General features: G+C 53.1%; 10 protein-coding genes. 4 read left to right on the plus strand and 6 right to left on the minus strand.

From position 1 onward, the window contains the following. Nucleotides 1-105: 105 nt before the first annotated feature. The 4 genes from BLU04_RS04190 to BLU04_RS04210 all read right to left on the minus strand — a co-directional run bounded on the left by BLU04_RS04190 (nt 106) and on the right by BLU04_RS04210 (nt 9340). The gene (locus tag BLU04_RS04190) at nt 106-1761 is read right to left on the minus strand and encodes a hypothetical protein (protein WP_157895106.1); all 1656 of its coding nucleotides are present in this window, start codon (nt 1759-1761) and stop codon (nt 106-108) included. Beyond that, nucleotides 1751-2089 carry a hypothetical protein gene (locus BLU04_RS04195; protein ID WP_093282616.1) on the minus strand — a complete coding sequence of 113 codons (339 nt, stop codon included), beginning with the start codon at nt 2087-2089 and terminating at the stop codon, nt 1751-1753. The genes BLU04_RS04190 and BLU04_RS04195 overlap by 11 nt, the downstream gene beginning before the upstream one ends. Nucleotides 2090-2094: 5 nt before the next feature. Then, nucleotides 2095-8376: a hypothetical protein gene (locus BLU04_RS04200; protein WP_157895107.1), complete on the minus strand. Its 6282-nt coding sequence runs from the start codon at nt 8374-8376 to the stop codon at nt 2095-2097. Nucleotides 8377-8557: 181 nt separating this feature from the next. Beyond that, complete coding sequence (locus BLU04_RS04210) at nt 8558-9340, minus strand: hypothetical protein (RefSeq protein WP_197673026.1); 783 nt, start codon at nt 9338-9340, stop codon at nt 8558-8560. 636 nt (nt 9341-9976) lie between these two features. Between BLU04_RS04210 and BLU04_RS04220 the strand changes: the two genes are divergently transcribed. Both BLU04_RS04220 and BLU04_RS04225 read left to right on the plus strand, forming a co-directional pair. Beyond that, entirely contained in the window at nt 9977-10324 is a 348-nt protein-coding gene (locus BLU04_RS04220) for a hypothetical protein (RefSeq protein WP_093282628.1), read from the plus strand. Between the two features lie 283 nt (nt 10325-10607). Further along, on the plus strand, nt 10608-11366 hold the full coding sequence (locus tag BLU04_RS04225; protein ID WP_157895109.1) for a metallophosphoesterase family protein: 759 nt from the start codon (nt 10608-10610) through the stop codon (nt 11364-11366). On the opposite strand, the gene BLU04_RS16285 is transcribed toward BLU04_RS04225, so the two are convergent. Together BLU04_RS16285 and BLU04_RS04230 are read right to left on the minus strand one after the other, a co-directional pair. Then, on the minus strand, nt 11363-11926 hold the full coding sequence (locus tag BLU04_RS16285) for a hypothetical protein (RefSeq protein ID WP_162274628.1): 564 nt from the start codon (nt 11924-11926) through the stop codon (nt 11363-11365). The genes BLU04_RS04225 and BLU04_RS16285 overlap by 4 nt on opposite strands. Before the next feature lie 74 nt (nt 11927-12000). Continuing rightward, a complete protein-coding gene (locus BLU04_RS04230; RefSeq protein ID WP_157895111.1) occupies nt 12001-12528 on the minus strand; it encodes a hypothetical protein in 528 nt (175 codons plus the stop codon). Between the two features lie 518 nt (nt 12529-13046). Here BLU04_RS04230 and BLU04_RS04235 point away from each other — a divergent pair. Next, nucleotides 13047-15719 carry a Mu transposase C-terminal domain-containing protein gene (locus BLU04_RS04235; RefSeq protein WP_093282635.1) on the plus strand — a complete coding sequence of 891 codons (2673 nt, stop codon included), beginning with the start codon at nt 13047-13049 and terminating at the stop codon, nt 15717-15719. Between the two features lie 2 nt (nt 15720-15721). After that, nucleotides 15722-16873, plus strand: coding sequence for a TniB family NTP-binding protein (locus BLU04_RS04240; protein ID WP_093282637.1), 1152 nt, complete (start codon nt 15722-15724; stop codon nt 16871-16873). Nucleotides 16874-17360 lie beyond the last annotated feature (487 nt).

Consider the following 17360-nt stretch of genomic DNA (forward strand, 5'->3'; position numbering starts at 1 on the left):
GCGGAGACTCCGGTTTGGGAAGCGACGAGGACGCCTAACAGGGGGGAAGGAGCTCAGGCCATTTAGGAAGTATGCAGTGCTAACTATCGATAACCATGTCACTTACTAGCCTCGATACCGAATCAGTTCACCCGTCCATTTTTCGTGAAGCCCGGCCTCTCTTCCCAGCTTCACCCAGTGGATCGCCAGTTTCAGCCTCCTAAAGACCAAGACTTTCCAATGGAGCGCACACCAGGCACTTCTCAGGATCAGCTTGGACTTTTCGAATGTCCGCCAATTCCATCCCCACCATTCTTCGATCTTTGTCGGCCTTCTTTTCACCGGATCGGGCAGGTAGTCGAGAACGGACAAGAGGATTCCCACCGAAGATAGAAAGCAATGGACGTCACCCGACGCGTTCGCAAAAACCGGTTCGGTGATCTTGATGGGGAAGCGCGGCTCACTGTGTTTCCGGGAAATGATTCTGAGCATCTTCCGCTGCTTCTTGGGGTGAAGGGCGCCGATCATCTCGATGAGACGATTTTCGACCCTGGAGGGATCGCATTTCAGAATATGCCCAATGGCATGGCACATTTCGATTACTCCGAGGCAGCCCGCGTTGGCCCGCCATTTGTATTTATACCGATGGCATTCGTGCACGAACAACGAAAACAAGCGGGTATTCGGTGTATCCAGCAGGCATCCCAGGGCATTCAGGCTCAGATCAACTTCCCCCCCGATAAGCATCAAGGATCGCTTTGCCCGCTCCAATTGTTTTCCGGAAACGACCGCGATTTTGGAATACGGCGAAGCCGATTCGTCCTTCAGGGCGAGGGCAGCCGAACCCCTCGCCGCCATCCTTGCCACGAGCCGGCACCCGACGCATTGCGGATTGGGATAGATTCGGATCAACTGCCTTACCAGCAATCCGACCGAAAGAGTTTGATGCCGACTCGTGTTCCATAGCGTTTTGAAGATGCCTTTCGAAGAGTCTACGCCGACTGAATGCTTTCCTTCCAAGTGGGTGGCCAATAATTGGGGCTGGGCGCAGTTGAATTTCCCAATACTTTTAAGGATCTTCTGCCGATCAACAGCCTTTGCCATCCGCGTCATAACAAAGCACCAAGGCTTGGTTTTCGGCAGTTGCGCCATCTTGCAGCGATAACCCTCGGGCGTCTTGACCAGATCAGAGATCATCCACGTCTCCGCTTCGTCTACGTTGCCTAGCGTCATCGGGCATTCGTACAGGCTTGCCCTGATATCTTGGGAATGGGCCAGAATTTTCCCTTCGCTATCGAGCATCCCGCACAGCCTATCAATCGCCAGGCCGAGCGGTGTGGGCGCGCCGAAGCCCACGTCTTTGAGATCGGCGGATCGTTGCACCCGATAGTCGACCGAGACCCACGGCTCTTTCTTGTATTTGAACGCCGTCAAAAAGCTGTACCTCCCGCTGGAGGCTTCCCGCGAGAAATAGTAGAGCGCCTCGACGGCGAACGGTGTGCCGTGGACTGTGTTGCCCCTGAGCATCTTTCCCCTGAATGGGTTGGGATGCGAATGGCAGCGGAACACGCGCTTCGGGATATAGGTTCGCGGATTAAACTCCTTCGAGCGGAAGGTCCATTCTCTCCACCTCAGGCGATACGCGATTGCCTCGAAGTCGTGCCGGATCGCCGAAGAACCAATCCGCTCGTCGGACTCCAAGGACGGCGGAGCGGAAAGACTTCTTTTCAACGAACAATTAGGCTCATCGTCATTTAAAATATATTCGTTCTTATTTTCCAAATGAACGCTGTATCACCTCAAGGATAAGAGTGTTGAGCACGCATAACCCACTGAAACGAACGCCAGCTTTTCGCTCAGCGCGCCCGACAAACGCCTCGTTCGCTTCGCAAAGGGCTTCTAGGAGCGGTCGTTCTTGGTCTTTGCCTAAGAGCAAACTGAGGTCGACAGCATCCTCTAAGCGTGCCTGAAGATTGGAAATTAACGTTCCTTCTTGCAAGCCCAACTGGACATCCTCGACGGAAATGCTGTGAAGGTGCCCTTGCTCCAACGCGGCGTTGAGTTCGAATCCCAGGTACGTCAACGTGCTTAATCGCAGGCGGGTGGACATAAATCTTAGCTCCGTTCCAAGGACTCGACGGATCCATTGGACCGGACGATGTAATATTTTGAGGTTCCAAGATCGTACGGACGGTCTTCTTTGGTCGATCGATAGGCAGAGTTATAATTTCGGCTTATGGTCGCTTCGATGAACAGGGCATGCCTCTTCTTTTTCAGGAGATGGCCGATCAAGTCGGCACGAACTTCAAAATGGCGACCGGCAGAGCTATCAGAGTCGTTCTCTTTTTTCTCTCCCCAGACGATCATTCGGGCAGCTTCGCTACCATTCGCCAGAGTGAAGGAGGTGCGCAAGGAGTTGGGAGTCAATCCCAGGAGTTGGCACATCGCTTTGTTGAAGACAGAAAATCCAAGATTTATTCCCTTCCGTCGGGGGTCGGTATGCTGCCACTCGGCATCGCCATCGACCTCTTCCGCCCATGGCAGGAAGGTCACTCCTAAGCGTCGTTGCTCCTCCCGGGAATATCCATTGAGGAGTTCGGCGAGGGAAAGCGGTCGTGGACGTCTTTTAGAGATTAGCGCCGCGCCTAAGATAGCAATCTGATCTTCAGGGATCATGACTGCCCGGACATCATTGTTTCCCTGTCGACGATGGTCGGCGATTCCAGCATAACCTGACAACGTGATCCATTCTCTGGGCATGCCCTTTCGAACTCCGGCCAATTCTTCAAATTCCTCATCCGTTGGAGAAAACCACCTCTCCATTTCTGGAAACTGACGCCAATATTCGGGTTTGAGCGGCGTCGGGCTTCGAAAATCGGATACCCATTGAAAATGCGTTTGGGGCGATCCTATTTCAAGATTCACCCAGGACTGAAATGGATTCACGATCGACTCGCGCTCGTAAGATTCAATGAGCAGGGGTTCTCGATCTATTAGCTCTCCCATGACGCACATGAGCGCATGATATTCCAAATAGACCCTCGTCGTTTCAATTTCGGGCTCCTGCCCATGGTCATTGGATCGCTTCATCCAGTCGCTATCGGATGACAGTTCACGCGGATCCGACCACCAATCTTTGTCGGAATAGCCCCATCTATCACAAATCCATTTCTCGGCCAGTCTACAGAATTCTTCAGGCCATTTTCCGAAGACCCGCCCGGCAGGAGAAAACCAGTATGGCACCGTATCCATCTCGCTGAAGGAAAAGCGGCCTTTTTTAGCTGACTCTTCCCGCTCGGAAAGCGCCTGCCATTCCGGTCTGAGAAGGCAGGACTTCGGTTCATGGAGGCCACTTACCCTCTCCAATTCCTCGCTTGATCCATTCCAAAATCCTTCACTAGCCAATTTTTCGAGAATCTCCTTAGCAACCTGTCGAACGAAGACATGGGGGAATTCCGGATCCAACGCCACTTTGACTATCTTAGTGCCATGAGAAGCCACGCGTCGCATGTCATCTTCTGCTATGTGCCGCAGGAAGAGCAGTAGCCACATGCGGGCCGACATCCAGAAGAACTCCAAACGAGGAGAGCGAAAGGCTCCAGCCTCTTTGGAGGGCAGCTTTTCGACCAGCGCACCTAGGAGATCAGAGCCTTGCTTCGCGCGAATCAAAGACCTCGCAGAATGAAGTGCCTGCCATCTAATCTTTTTTTCCGAATGGCCTAAAAAGCTCCATAGGAACAAGGCCAATGCCTCGTTCAAATGGGCTGGGGGTGCCAAAGGAGGCTTGGCAAGTGGCTTTGCCTTTTCCTGTGCCAACTTCCCTTCTAAACGGGTCATCCACCATTGGAAAACGGCCAGGATCGCCGTGGAATTTAACCGTTTGGCTAGGACATGGGCGACGTTGATCACTTCGACAACGGACAAAGAATCACTGTTCTGCGCCGCGGCGGAGATCAGTAATTGAGTCTCTCTTCCCTGACAGACGTCGGCGGCAAGAATTTCCTCTACGTCTTGAATAGAAGTGCTCCATTCCGCTTCGTATCGAGTCAGGGCGGGGAGATGCGACGCTATGAAACGGAAAACTCCCTGGGGAGCCCATGCCTCGACTTCAGGGGTGTGTCGCCATTGTCGCAGAAGACTCATAAACGACTTGGCGATCTCCCTGTGGATAACGATGTTGTCGGGATCTTGGACTAGCGCTTCCAAGAACGCAGGACGCTGATTGGCGAGAAGCTCTCTGGCGATCTCCTGTATCAGATGATCCACGCCATCTTTATGACGGGAACGCCACGCTGCACTTAGGGCGTCGGACAGCCCCGAAAAATCGTTCGCCATCGCTTCCTGTACAATGGGGAATGATTTGGCCTCCGTCTTTAATGAAACCGAGGAATATCCTCCTCCCTGATTACTTTCCAACGACGACAGGAATGCGGCAAACTTTTCTAACTCGATGATTTCTCTTTGCTCGGCAAGATGATGCTCCTTCGCCCAGGTGATGATCGCATCGGCATGCATCTTTCTCTCGGATAGCGGAATATCGCGACGAATACTCAGGCTGATTCTCTCGATCAGCCGGATCAACTCCGAACGTTTCCCTGATCCCTGCTCATAAAGTCGATCCAATAGTCGCAAGTAGACTCGATATTGAGAATCATGTGGAAGGGCAAAATTGAGTAAGGCGAGAATCCCATCCCATTCTAATAGGTCCAAATCGATCGCCGCATCCACTAGGCCAAAAATCCCATCACCTATCCAATGAAGCCCCTCATCGTCCCACCGGGCGGCGGTCGCCAAGCCCAAGGGAAAGTCCAACAGCGAAATGGTTCGGATAAATTCTCGTTTTGGTAGTGAGGATGAGTCGGAAACGAACGGGACCTGTTGTTCCAAAATATCTACCAAACGCACCGCACTTTGGGTCGCCTCTGAGGGCAAGATGGCTTTGGCCAAAATCTGCCCTATGACCGACGTCAGCTTGAGAATCGGGATGGAATCGTCATCGAGAGAACTCGTCGAAGCGAGAGCTCGTCGATAATACGCCTCACCTGTCTCGGGTTTCAGTGTCGCTGCGGCACAACGCAACAGATTGCTACGACGTTCAGCTGCAGGAGCCGGGGTGCGGGAGATCACCTCCACCGCTTTTTCGATCAATCGTTCCGTGACGAGGCCATAGGCGGAAGACACACGTAGCTGTTCCGCCAACAATAAATTCGCATGAGAGGCTCCTGCCTGTACGAGCGCCTCGCTCGCGTCGCTTATCTCGTCAAAGAAGGACGAGGCGTCGCCTTGGCAAAACAATAGGGCTTGCGTCGAAAGCTTGATCCACTCGAAAAAGGTGGTGTCCGTCTTGAACCACCTCTGCTTAGCGTGCCCGCGCCGCTTTTGGAGATCCTTGCGGAGTTCAGGCAGGATTTTCTCAACAGAAGAGAGCGTATGGATCACGGCCGCTCGGCGAGCGTAGGCTTCGAGAGTCGAAGAGAATTCTTCCAGGTGATAGGACTCCCATCCTCTTTCCTCCCGTTCGGTAACCGGAGGAGTTATCGACTTCAGAGTGATGTCGGATCCTCGAATGACGCTTTGCAAGCAATGAACCCGTAGCGGAAGATCCCAGTCCGATCGATGGATGTGAGAAACGGGAGAAGCTTTTGGAAAGGGTTGAGGGAAACGTTCAAAAAGCCACAGGATCAATTCCGGAGTTTCACCCGAATAGAGTGCTAGCTCGCCAAAGGAAACGATGTTCTTGGCGAGATGCTCACGACGCCTCTTGCCAATGGGAGTCTGTTGTAAGTCACGCAGAGTTCGCTGAACCAGCGTTTTTTCCGGAATGCCTCCTTGATCCCAGATTTCCGCCAAGACGATGATCCTAGCCCAGGCGGGGAGATCCAAGACTTCCAAGTGGCCACATAGTCGGGAGGGAAGCTCGCTCTTTGCCAGTCGGCACGCGAGTTTTTGAGTCAACTCCGGCCATATCCGAATCGGTTTCCATCTTTTCAGCCGCTGGACGACAGCCTTTTCGCCGTACAAGAAATAAACGGCCTCCAGTTCGAACGCGATGTCGTCGGTCGTGATATTCCATAATGACCTTTCCGAGGACATCTTCGTTTCCTGGATCATTACTGAGCGAACGTTCAACCACGCTTTCCCCTGATCAAATAGGGTGACGGCCTCTTCCCGACGATTTTCTTCTCTCGCCTGCACTGCCGCAAGTCGCCAACAGGCGGGACCATAGAGAGGGCCATCTTTGAGTTGCCGAAAAAGCTCGGCCACGACATCGGGATCGCCGTATCGGGAGGCGAGCTCGGGATGTTCGGCAATGGCAGCTTTTAACGAGGCGTCTGATCGAATGAAGTCGGTCGAGAGCAGGAGAAGGCGCAACGCATTTTCAGCATCGTCGAGATGCCCCGCACTCTGCAGGGCCAGTTTCAGCCGTCGACGAGCCACGCTTAGACGTTTGATTACGTCCTGAATGCACAAGGAGATTGGCCGCTGAACGGCTAAGTCGATCAAGTCGCGATGGCGGTTAGCCTGATAAAGATGATCCGCGATCGAAACCGCACTGAAGACATCAGTCTCCAACCGTTCGAGGAGGCATTCCGCTAGGATGCCGTGCGCTATGGCGAGCGATTCTTCGGTGACTTTTCCATTAAGCCATACATCAAAGTCTTCGTCCCGGAAGCAAAGAGAATCGTTCTCGATATGAATTCCTGGAGAAAGAGCCTGGCACGCAGCCTTCGTCTCCTGCATAGAAAGCCTCCATGCTTTAGAAAGGATTTCCAAGGGAGCTGGTCGAGATAGGGCAATAAGAAGACTGGTCTTTTCCTGGACGTCAGAGGCGAAGTGAGAAGAAAAATCGTTGTATAGATCCGAGAAGAGATCTTCGGAGGTTCTGCGGACACGCTCCAGAAGAACGGGCAGGGTGCTTTCGGGACGACGTCGCAGCGCATCGACGATCGTGGGAGCAGCAGGTTTACTGGTAAGGTAATAGAACTGGACTCGCGGATTTCCCCCCGTTTTGGTGTGGAAGGTCTGGCACTGCTCGTCCGTGGCGAGTGGATAGCGATTCCGAAGGTTTTGGGATGATGCCTGAAGATCGAAACCCTCCAGGAGAAGTTCGTGGGTTCCAGCGGGCGGTTTTAGCCCGGCGCAGCGATGAGTGCGGCTGGTGACAATCAGAGCGCAATGTGGCGGGAGAGAAAGCCCCCAGAGTCGTTCCAAAAAGAACGAAGACCCTTCTTTTCGAGCCATTTCAAATGCGTTGTCGGCAGCGTCGATAACCAGAACAAGCCATGCCCCTTCCTGCTGAAAGACGCGGGAAACATCTTCGACGAGGCGCTTGAGGTGACGTTCACGGGCAACGTCATCGGAGGACAGGAGCTGAAATGGCATTCCGCATTTCACCGCGATCTCGTTGGTGATTTGGGGGAGGCATCCTTTCGCCAAATGGCGGACAGAACCGAAATGGCAATCCCCTCCGCCAAAGCAATCGTAGACGACAACACACGATCCTTCTGGAAGATGTTTGCACAGGGATAAAGCAGTCGTCGTTTTTCCCACTCCCGCTCCGGCGTGCGCGAGGACGCGGCCGCTGCTGGACGCGAGGACCACTTCGGCCAACCGCTTGGCATCGCTGGATTCAATGAGGGCCTTAGGGAAAGAAAAAACCGGAGGTTCGGGAAACAAGTGGTCGAGAGAACCAACCCCCAGGCAGGCCAACACTTCATTCAAACCCAAACCGAGTTGGCCAACTGTATCGGGGAGAGCCTGCTTTCTAACCAGAGAGGTCAACGCGGACACCGCGTCACCCGGGCTGCTGATCCCGGTTGCGCCAACCTCTTGGATCAGCTTAATGCGTTGCAGCTCCCTAGACTCTTCTCCGCAGTGGGAAAGGTCGAGATGAGTCACAAAGGACGTAAATAGAGAGCCTTTGAATTTGGTCGCCTTTTTGAATCGGGTAAGGAGGTCCTTGGCGGAAGCGTCAGCCTTCCGGGAAAAGGCTTGAAGAGTCTTTCCGTTTCGCAGGTGAATCTGAAGACGGGTTAAGGTCTCAAGCACTTCGGGGGAAATCGGCTGATTGCTTACCAGGCGAAGGCTTATTTTGGCATTCAATGCCTCGGAGGAATGCTTCTCGCAAAGGCCTTGATACGCCCTCGCAAGCCCCGCAATGAGGCTGGGCCCTTTGGACGACTCACAGAGGCGCGCGGCAGTCCACGGGATAGTGGGATGCCGGGTGCTGTATTTGAGCTGTTCGATGACAATTCGGTCGGCCGTCTGGATGGTATCTCCTCCGAAATAGCTCGTGAGATCAACGGCTAGATAGTGACCTTTCGAGTCTTGAGAGGACTGTTCACGTGAGACTCCCTCCATGATGACGCGACGCAGCTGACTCTTCGGGATCAGCATTTGCACGATTCGTCGTGCCGCCCATAGGAAGTGAAAGTCGTGGCCTGCTTGAGATTCCCTGACTCCTCCGGGAAAAGATCCTGAATGTTCCATGGCTCGCTGAGTCATCAATAGGGGGAATCACTGTACGCAGAAATCTATTTCATAATGACCTAAGTCACTTTCGAAATCGCTCGCTCATCTATGCGAGATAGTCGGCTAAAAAATTGGTTACTCCCTGAATCATCTGCTCAACATCCGTCTTTTTGAACTGATCGAATTCGCCATGGGCTGCTTTATTCCGAATGTCAGCCCAGGCACGAAGCTGTTTAGCTTTGAGCTCATTAAACGCTCCACTCGTCTTTAAATCATCGATAAGCGGCCCGAGCGTCTTCGGCTCTCCATTAGACTTAATAATTTCTAGCGGCGGTTGCTGTTGGCCACAGAGGGTTCGTAGACCTTTCTCCAATACGGCACCCGCCAATACCGCTGCAGGCACGTGGTCAACTGAGCTGGTTTGCGTTCCTCGCAAAAGCGATTCGGCTTGTCCCATGTAGTCGGCCGCCACTTCAGCTTCGATTTTTAGAAAGATGCTATCGAGAAACCCTTTTTCCAAGTCATCACGAAATGCCTCTAAAATGCCTAGAGAGTATTGTACTTCCGGCTTTTTCCCCCCGGCTTTAGAAAAAATGTCAATTTGTTGACCAAACTTCGAATCTGATTTTACGAAAGGGTCGAACAACGTCAGACAGTTAGTCTTCCACCGTGCCAGACGTTGAGAATCCCAATCGTAGCTGGTGTAGCTTATGTGAACGTTGCCCCGCGTATGAGGAGGGATAACTCGAATGGATTCGACAAAAGCTTTTCCTTCCAAAATTAGTTCGTCGCATCGAGTAATAATCAATACTCGCGCTTTGCTTGTGGCATTCATTAGTTTCTTATTTGTAAACGAACAGGCCAAAGGCACTTGTCGTGAGCCGCTCATGAGTGGCATCTTTCACTGGCTTTTTTCTACGATCTCGATCGGAGGTCTCTTTCTTCAGCTTCGCGTAAGCGCACTCATACGTGAATCCTAAGAGAAGACGGAGTGTAAGGCTAGAATAAGGGAGTTCCTAGCCAAGCGAGGCACCATCTGCGACATGCCCTCCCGCATCCCCACTTTATCTAGATTCGTTTAACGACAATGGTATTGGTCGCTTACGGCTGATCTAGATCTTTTTGACCGACCAACGGGCCCTGACTTTGATCCGTAATGCCTTAATCGATCCCGACCTAGGGGCGGTCGTTAACAGTCGCGACAAAGCTCTTCCCACGAGGTGCCCAACGTTTTGCGAATCCGAGACAATGTGGAAAATGCAGGGGCCTTTGATCCAGCCTCTAGGGCTTGCCAATATTTCAGACTCACGCCCACCTTCTCGGCTGCCTTTTCCTGCGTGACCTTTAAGGCCGTACGAAGGCGCTTTAGGTTTCTGCCGAGATGTTTGTAAGGCGCACTGGATGCCACGCCCTCCAAGGATGGCGATCCCTATTCCGTCAAGAACCATCCAATAGATGGTAATTCTTGACGGCGTTTCCGTCGACCTCTACGAAAGATATAAGCAGTGACGCTGCTCAAGGCTCTATGAGAAAACTCGTCAAAATCTCTGTCGCGATCCTCTCTGCCACCTGGATTGGAATGTCTTTGCAGGGATGTGACTTTGATATCAGTGGGACAAAGCACTTGTCTGGAGTTTACGTCGGCGGAGTGGACACCGGTGATACGGCAGGTTTCAGAATCTCTTTCGAGGGAAACACCACTTTGAAAGTAAGACGCCTCTCTTGGCCCGCTGACCGACCTTCGTTCATCATGATCTATACGATTTCGGATAAGGAAATCGTTTGGCAGGGAAAGGTCGTTGGCGAAATCCAAAGCCCCTCGAAGATCGATTTCTTTCCAGGTGGAGCACACGCCTTGTTGATTAAGCAGTAGACGCCAAGGGATAGCACCGGTCTTCACGCTCCCAGGCCATGTGCAGTTTTACTGGAAAGGCCCTTTTTACGGGGCAGTAAAATAGCCTCTTTTAGTAAAATGGGCTTCTTTTACTAATCCAATGATAAGGCCGGCATGTAGTAGATCTGTATATTGCGCTTAGACACCGGACAGTCCTTCCGAAGAACTGGCACCTCTGCCTTTCAACCTCTCCCGATGTTCCAAGCATATATCGCGCGAAGATTCTGTCGTTCGTGTGTCGCTGCCATTTTCGAGACAACCCGTGAATGCGAAAATCGTTCGAATGCCACCCATACTAGGCAGCACCCATCCATCCCTTGTGCCGTTTTCTTCCATTCCCGCCGTGACATATGCTGTCGGGGACATTCACGGTCGAGCTGATCTCTTGAAAGAGCTTCTCTTTATGATCCTCACCCATCGAAAGCAGATCCATGGTTCTGCCAAAATCGTTTTCCTGGGGGACTACGTTGATCGTGGCCCCGATGAAGCTCGAGTCATCGATATTCTCCGTTCCAAAAAGCTTCGAAAAGACTTTGACGAAGTGGTGATTCTGAAAGGCAATCACGAACTCATGTTGATCGACGAACTAACCTCATACATGGCTGATAAAACCAAAATATCGGAAGGGAAATTTTCGGTAGCGAAACTGTATACTCGAGATTACGACGCCTTCACGATCAGTCTTCGAACATTGAGAGATTTCTTGGAAAAGATGCCTCTCTTTCATTCGGACGGAATCCGACTCTTCACCCATGCTGGAGTTGGGCCGACGTCAGAGATTGGATCGTGGTCCGCTGATGATCTCTTGTGGTATTGCGGCCCGGTACAGGACCTAACAGGGCGCTTGGTGGTTCACGGTCACACGATTGTCTGGGATGGCCCTGTGGCAAACCGATCTGCCGTGAACGTGGACACAGGAGCCTTTATGAGTGGCCGTCTTACTGTCGCAATTTTTGAAGGCTCGTCCAGGCAGCCGACTTTTCTGTCGACAATGCCCACCGATTCTCCAACAACCCTCTAAGCCAATGGATAGCCGAGCGCCAAGAGGTAGTAATCACCAGGAACCTCATCATTCTGCTCTCGCCTGCTAACAAATGGAGAAGGACGCATTGGTTTTGGCAAAAGATTATTTTTTATATCCTCTGAAACAAATGGAAGAAGCTGCAGAGCGGTTTCTTTTCCCACCTTTCCCAAGCCATATATGAGTAGGTCGTATTTTTCTAAGCCACCCAGGACTGATGAAACATGTTCTTTGTACTCTTTAGTGGCAATGACTCTCAGCAATGTAATACAGGGAGCTTCAAAAACTCCTTTTTCTTCCGTCGTAAGGAACAATCCGATCATCATGGGATTTTGAATTGGATCAATTTGACCGCCATCAGAATTCTTTCCGTATTCCGTGTGATTGATCACATATTTTTCAAAATCCTCCCATGTGGGTAAATCATGCAAAGGAAAGCGTCTGCCACCCAAATCCATTTTTGGAGAATTCATTCGCCTAGATTTACTTAAAATCCAGATTAAGACAAAACAAGAGATTAGAACCAAGGGGCAAAAAACCATAAAATGAGAAAAAGTCATTTCTCTATTATAGCCTGGCCGACGCACCCTCGATGTTCCCTTCCAGTTCTCCATCTGTTCGTTTAGTTCTCGATTTAGCGAGCTCTTCGAAGGCGTCTTATCCGTTCAGCCTCTCGCTGATTTTCTTGGGTCGCTAAAGTTACGAGTCGTTCTCGAGCTTCTATGTTGAAGAGATCCACATTCTCGTAGACGAGGCGAAGACGATTTAACACAGCGACCAGATCCAGAATCTCATCTCTTTCTTCGTTCAGTAGCTTCCATGCCTCTCGCCGTGTTAGATCTCGGGAAATTGCCAAGGCTCTCATCGATTGCTCTCCATTGGCCTCAAGTACCCGCCAAAAGGTTTGGCTTCGATTCCGGGTTTCTGGATGGAAGAAGAGCTCTATGGGATGCGCGTAGTCGGACTTATGCATGCCCCATCGCTTTTGATTCAGAGAGATCAAAATGGCTTCGGAGAGATGCATCTTCTCCATCAAGGTTTCGAAAGGTTCCGACTCCGAACGCTTTCCCTCTTTTTCTAGCTCCTCTCGCATATAGGCCAAAACCGCTTCCCGCAGGCGGCGCTCATACAACTCGGGGAGGGCGGCCAGATAGAACTCCATTGCCTCCTGGATAACCGCACTGTTCGGCTTCCCCAAGAGGACGGCGGCGATAGCCAGCCGCCGCCGTAAGAAACGGGGTAGGCTGATCCAGAATTTCGTGAGAGGAAGGCCCGAATCCGGCACGTACCTTCATAGCCTTGAAATCGGCGCTCCCTCAGAACGAAGGTCAACCGATATCAGCCCTCACTTTTGTTGCAGAAGTGGAGGCGTCCTAATCTTGCCCCAGAGAAAAGCCCCTTCGTAAGGTCGTCGTAGTGTTCCGCATGAACGAAACGCGGAGCCGAACCTGAACACTATGACTGCTCTTTTAATGGCCGATGGTCGCGCACCCCCGTCCGTGAGGATTTGATCGCGACAAAAAAAGAACCCCGAGTTGGAGCTCGGGGCCTTTTTCAACCGGGCGGAGCCGGTGGGCAAACTATCTGATCGCAGCCTACTTCTCCCCGCCCCCTTAGTCAAACCTTTAGTAATCAAGGAGGTCCACGCTTTGTCTCGTGGCTTTCTTGAGGAGAACCTGCATGACACCGATCGAGTTTGAAGCATGGGCCGTTGCCCAGAACCTTTCCCCTGCCGGGAGAGCCGTTGTTGAACGTATCCGCACCAGTCCGCCGTCACGGCGGGTGAATAGCTCCGGAGGAAACGTCTCTGGAACCTTCAGTTCCTCCAAGATGGGGGTGACCATCCAGTTCGAGAGCCACACCCTCGAGCTGCCCCTGATCCATCTCTTGGAATACGATGACGATGTCCTCGAATACTACGATCAGCCCGAAGCGATCCCGTTCTCGTACACCAGGCCGGACGGGCGGAAGATCGGCTTCAATTCGGTACCCGACTTCTTCGTCCTGAAGCGCCACTGGGCCGGATGGATTGAGGCCAAGCCCTCATCGAAGCTGGAAGAAATCTGCCTCAAAGCCCCTGCTCGCATATCCAAAGACAGGGACGGGCGGTGGACTTGTCCTCCGGCCGTGACTTACGCGAAGCCGCTTGGTCTCGACTTCGTATTGGTGACCGACAACGACGTCAATCCGACCCTCGCCGGCAACCTGGAACTCTTGAGTCGCTATCGTTCGGAAAAATGCGCCTCCGCGTTGATTCTCCAAGCCCAATGTTTGGTGGGCGATCATCCCGGCATCGCGCTTCGAGATCTAATGGATGTTCTGGAGTGTGCCCGAGAGGACATGTTCCGGCTCATCGCAACCCAATGTCTCTACGTCGATCTCTTCAGCCATCGTCTTAGCCACACCCAAGATGCGCAGGTGTTCGTTTCCGTCAGGCAGGCGCGATCTTGGACGAGCAGCGCCACTCCCCTCCCTGGCATCAATTTGATCCGGGTGGAACCAGGAAACATGATCGAATGGAATGGCACCAAGCACCGTATCGTAAATGCACACAACGGGCTCGTTTCGCTCGAAGCTTTGGACGGCTCGATTCAGGAAATCCGGGAAGACGCTTTTTCTGGGTTGGTGGTGAAAGGTCGTATTAAACCCATTAGCTCCGAGCCATCCCCTGCGCCATCGAGCCAGGCCAAGCTGCTCAAGAACCTGAGTCCTACCGATCTGGAGAGGATCACCGCGCGCCAAAAAATTCTGTCGGGCGAGATCAAGGCCAAGTTGGCGCCGAGTACCCTTTACCGATGGAAGGCGGCGCAAAGAGAATCCGCGATGACCCATGGCTCGAGTGCGCTTGGCTTGGCCGGCAAGCAGCACTTGCGTGGCAATCGCAAAAAGAAGCTCCCCGCCTATCTCTACGAGGAGATGCAAAATTTCATCAAGGATCACTTCGAAACCCTCACGGCCAAAAGCGCCCATGCCGTTTATCTTCTCTTTCGAAATCACTGTATAGAAAAGGGCATCAAGCCGCCCAGCGATCCGACCTTCCGCGCCGCCATCAAAGTTCGCTCCGGCCATAACCAGAAGAAAAGCCGGGAAGGACACCGCGGAGCCTACGCGACAAAGGAGTTCTCGTATGACACGCTGGATCTTTCGTCACGCCACGGCGACGCCCCCTTCCATATCGGCCATGTGGATCACACGGAAATCGATCTCGAGGCGGTCGATGAAGAGACCGGGCAATGTCTCGGTCGAGCTTGGTTGACAGTCTTGATCGATGCCTACTCTCGCCGGGTGCTGGCTTTCGTCCTGACCTTCGATCCTCCTTCCTACCGTTCCTGCATGCTTGTGATTCGCCATTGCGTGGCGCGGCATGGGCGCATTCCCAAATTCATCGTTCTCGATGGTGGCCCTGAATTCAAATCGGGCTATTTCGAAGGACTCCTCGCCATGATGGAATGCCACAAGAAAGTGCGGCCTCCGGCCCAACCGCGTTTTGGAGCGGTGTTGGAGCGGCTTTTCGGAACCACAACGACGCAGTTCTTCCATAACCTTCGTGGGAATACCAAGCTGACGAAGCGCTCCCGCACGGTAACGAAGCAAACCGATCCCAAGCGGCTCGCCGTCTGGACCCTGCGAGAACTCTTCTGCCGACTCGAAGAATATTTTTTCAACGTCTACGACTGCCTTTCGCACACGACTCTTCTGCGGTCCCCTCGGGAAGCCTTCGTGGCCGGAATGAAGGAAGGTGCGTCACGGGGATTCGTTCAGAGGCAACTTATCCCTTACGACGAAGGCTTCCGAATCCTGACGTTACCGGGAGCTCCCCGGGGATCCTGCAAGGTCCATCCCACCAAAGGCGTACAGGTCGGCTACGTCCGCTATTGGAACGACTTGTTTCGCGGTGCCGAGGCGCACGGAAAGAAAATCTCCGTCCGTTACGATCCGCTGGATCTTTCGACGGCCTACGCTTACGTCAAAACGCAGTGGGTTCTTTGTCGCTCCTGGGATTGGTCGATCACGACCGGAACCTCCGAGAAAGAACTCCGTCTCGCCTCCATCGCCTATCGGCAGAGGTTGGGAGAGCATGCCAAGAGTCGGACGCTGAATATGAACAAGTTGGGAGCGTTTCTCAAAGAAACCAGCGATCACGAAGTCCTCTTACAACGGCGCAGGGATCGCGCCTTGGCCGGGGTTCTCGAAGAAGCCGATACGATGATCCAGATACTGCCCGTCGAGGCGCCGAGTTCGGAGGCCTCCGTAGTGTCCTCTATGAATGCACCCGTTGATTCTTCCGATCGGAATTCGGCTCCCGAAACTCCACCAGCCCGACCTTTCATCGAACCTTACGAAGAGCTTTGACCATGAATACGACTGATACCTCTGAGAATCTTCCGGCCAGGATCGACTATACGAAATCGGCTGTGGAGCGACGCGAGGCCTTCTTTGCCTTCAAGACAAAACACAACCACCTCGATAATGCGTTCAAAACCATCATGGGGATCATCCGCACCCCCGACTGCGGGAGGCTAGGGATCGGGATCGGACCGACCGGTGCGGGCAAATCGACTCTTTTGAGGTCAGCTCGACGGAAGATCGAGCTCGAACTCGGAGACGAGCTGCTTGCGGATCCTTCGCGGATTCCGTCGGTCATCGTTACCGCCTGCCCTTCGGAAAACCACGCTTTCAATTGGCGGTTGTTCTATCTCCGCGTATTGGCCGGCTGTCGAGAGATCGCGGCTCAGCAGAAGATACCGATCGAGTTTCTGGATGGTCGACCGCTTTTCCGCCAAATGGCAAAGGCAGATACGGCTGCTGGCCTCCGCGAGGCGGTCTGCGAGGTTCTGCTGCAACGGCGTCCACGCGCACTTTTCGTGGATGAGGCGCAACATATCCTCAAGACAGGGAGCGGTGAACACCTCCAAAGCCAGCTCGACGTCCTGAAGACGTTGGCCGACGAATGCAAAGTGCCGATCATTCTTTTCGGGACCTATTCGCTATTGATCCAGCATGAGATGAACGGACAACTCGGACGTCGCTCAACGACGATCCACTTCCCACGATACCGATTCCACGTTCCTGAAGAACTGGCCTGCTTTGACCGGGTGTTGGCAACCTTCACGGCGAAGATTCCGACCGAAGCTCTCCCGGACTTGATGCGGCATCGGGATTTTCTCTTCGAGAGATCGCTCGGTTGCATCGGCATGCTCAAGGAGACCCTCGTGCGAGCCGTGAACATGGCGATCTCGGAAAAAGCCGCCACCGTGACTGAAAGCCATCTGCGGAGATCCGCTCTCGATGCCAGGAAGTGCGAAGCCATCCTGCGTGAAATCCTTCAAGGGGAATCTCTTTTCGAGAAGAAGGCGGAAGACGCCGCAGCACAGCGTCTTCGGAGTTCTCTGCAAATGGAAGTTCCGGTTCGTGAAATTGCCGCCAAGAAAGCTTCGGGCTTCCCTCGCAAACCAGGTCAACGTAACCCCACGCGTGATCCAGTCGGCATGCCTCAGGCTTTATGATCGATGAGGAGATCCCGTTCGACGAGCTACCCCTCGACATTCCTCCGCGAACATCTCTCTTTCGGCTGGTTCCATTCGGAATTGGAACGCCAGAAGTGGAGAGTTTCGCCGGTTGGCTGACTCGATTGGCTCGAGCTCATCGGGTGAGCGTTCGAACTCTGCTCCTGCAGGTGCTCCCCCATGAAGAAGGCAGGTACGCCGCAGCAGGAAAGAGTGGCCGATGGCGGGTTCGGTGCAATGTGCTGAATGTCCCAGGCAGAATCCTTCCACCTCTCGCCCAGACAACGGGGATCTATGATCTTTCCTCGTTATCGCTGGAACGTTGGTTTGGTTGTCTCTCCCGTTTGGGCCTGCTTCGTCATCGTCGAGCGTGGTGTCCGGAATGTCTGCGAGAGAAGCCTTATGAAAGGCTGCTGTGGACGCTGCGCCCTGTGCAAATGTGTTCGGTTCACCAGCTTCCTTTGGAAGAGCACTGCCCATTTTGCGG

This window comes from Verrucomicrobium sp. GAS474 (assembly GCF_900105685.1).
Lineage (GTDB): Bacteria > Verrucomicrobiota > Verrucomicrobiia > Methylacidiphilales > GAS474 > GAS474.

Excerpts from the sequence above, each read along its gene's own strand:
- BLU04_RS04195 (WP_093282616.1), bottom strand. The coding sequence starts at position 2,089 with ATGTCCACCCGCCTGCGATTAAGCACGTTGACGTACCTGGGATTCGAA.
- BLU04_RS04200 (WP_157895107.1), bottom strand. The coding sequence starts at position 8,376 with ATGCTGATCCCGAAGAGTCAGCTGCGTCGCGTCATCATGGAGGGAGTC.
- BLU04_RS04210 (WP_197673026.1), bottom strand. The coding sequence starts at position 9,340 with ATGAGCGGCTCACGACAAGTGCCTTTGGCCTGTTCGTTTACAAATAAG.
- BLU04_RS04220 (WP_093282628.1), top strand. The coding sequence starts at position 9,977 with ATGAGAAAACTCGTCAAAATCTCTGTCGCGATCCTCTCTGCCACCTGG.
- BLU04_RS16285 (WP_162274628.1), bottom strand. The coding sequence starts at position 11,926 with ATGACTTTTTCTCATTTTATGGTTTTTTGCCCCTTGGTTCTAATCTCT.
- BLU04_RS04230 (WP_157895111.1), bottom strand. The coding sequence starts at position 12,528 with ATGGAGTTCTATCTGGCCGCCCTCCCCGAGTTGTATGAGCGCCGCCTG.
- BLU04_RS04235 (WP_093282635.1), top strand. The coding sequence starts at position 13,047 with ATGACACCGATCGAGTTTGAAGCATGGGCCGTTGCCCAGAACCTTTCC.
- BLU04_RS04240 (WP_093282637.1), top strand. The coding sequence starts at position 15,722 with ATGAATACGACTGATACCTCTGAGAATCTTCCGGCCAGGATCGACTAT.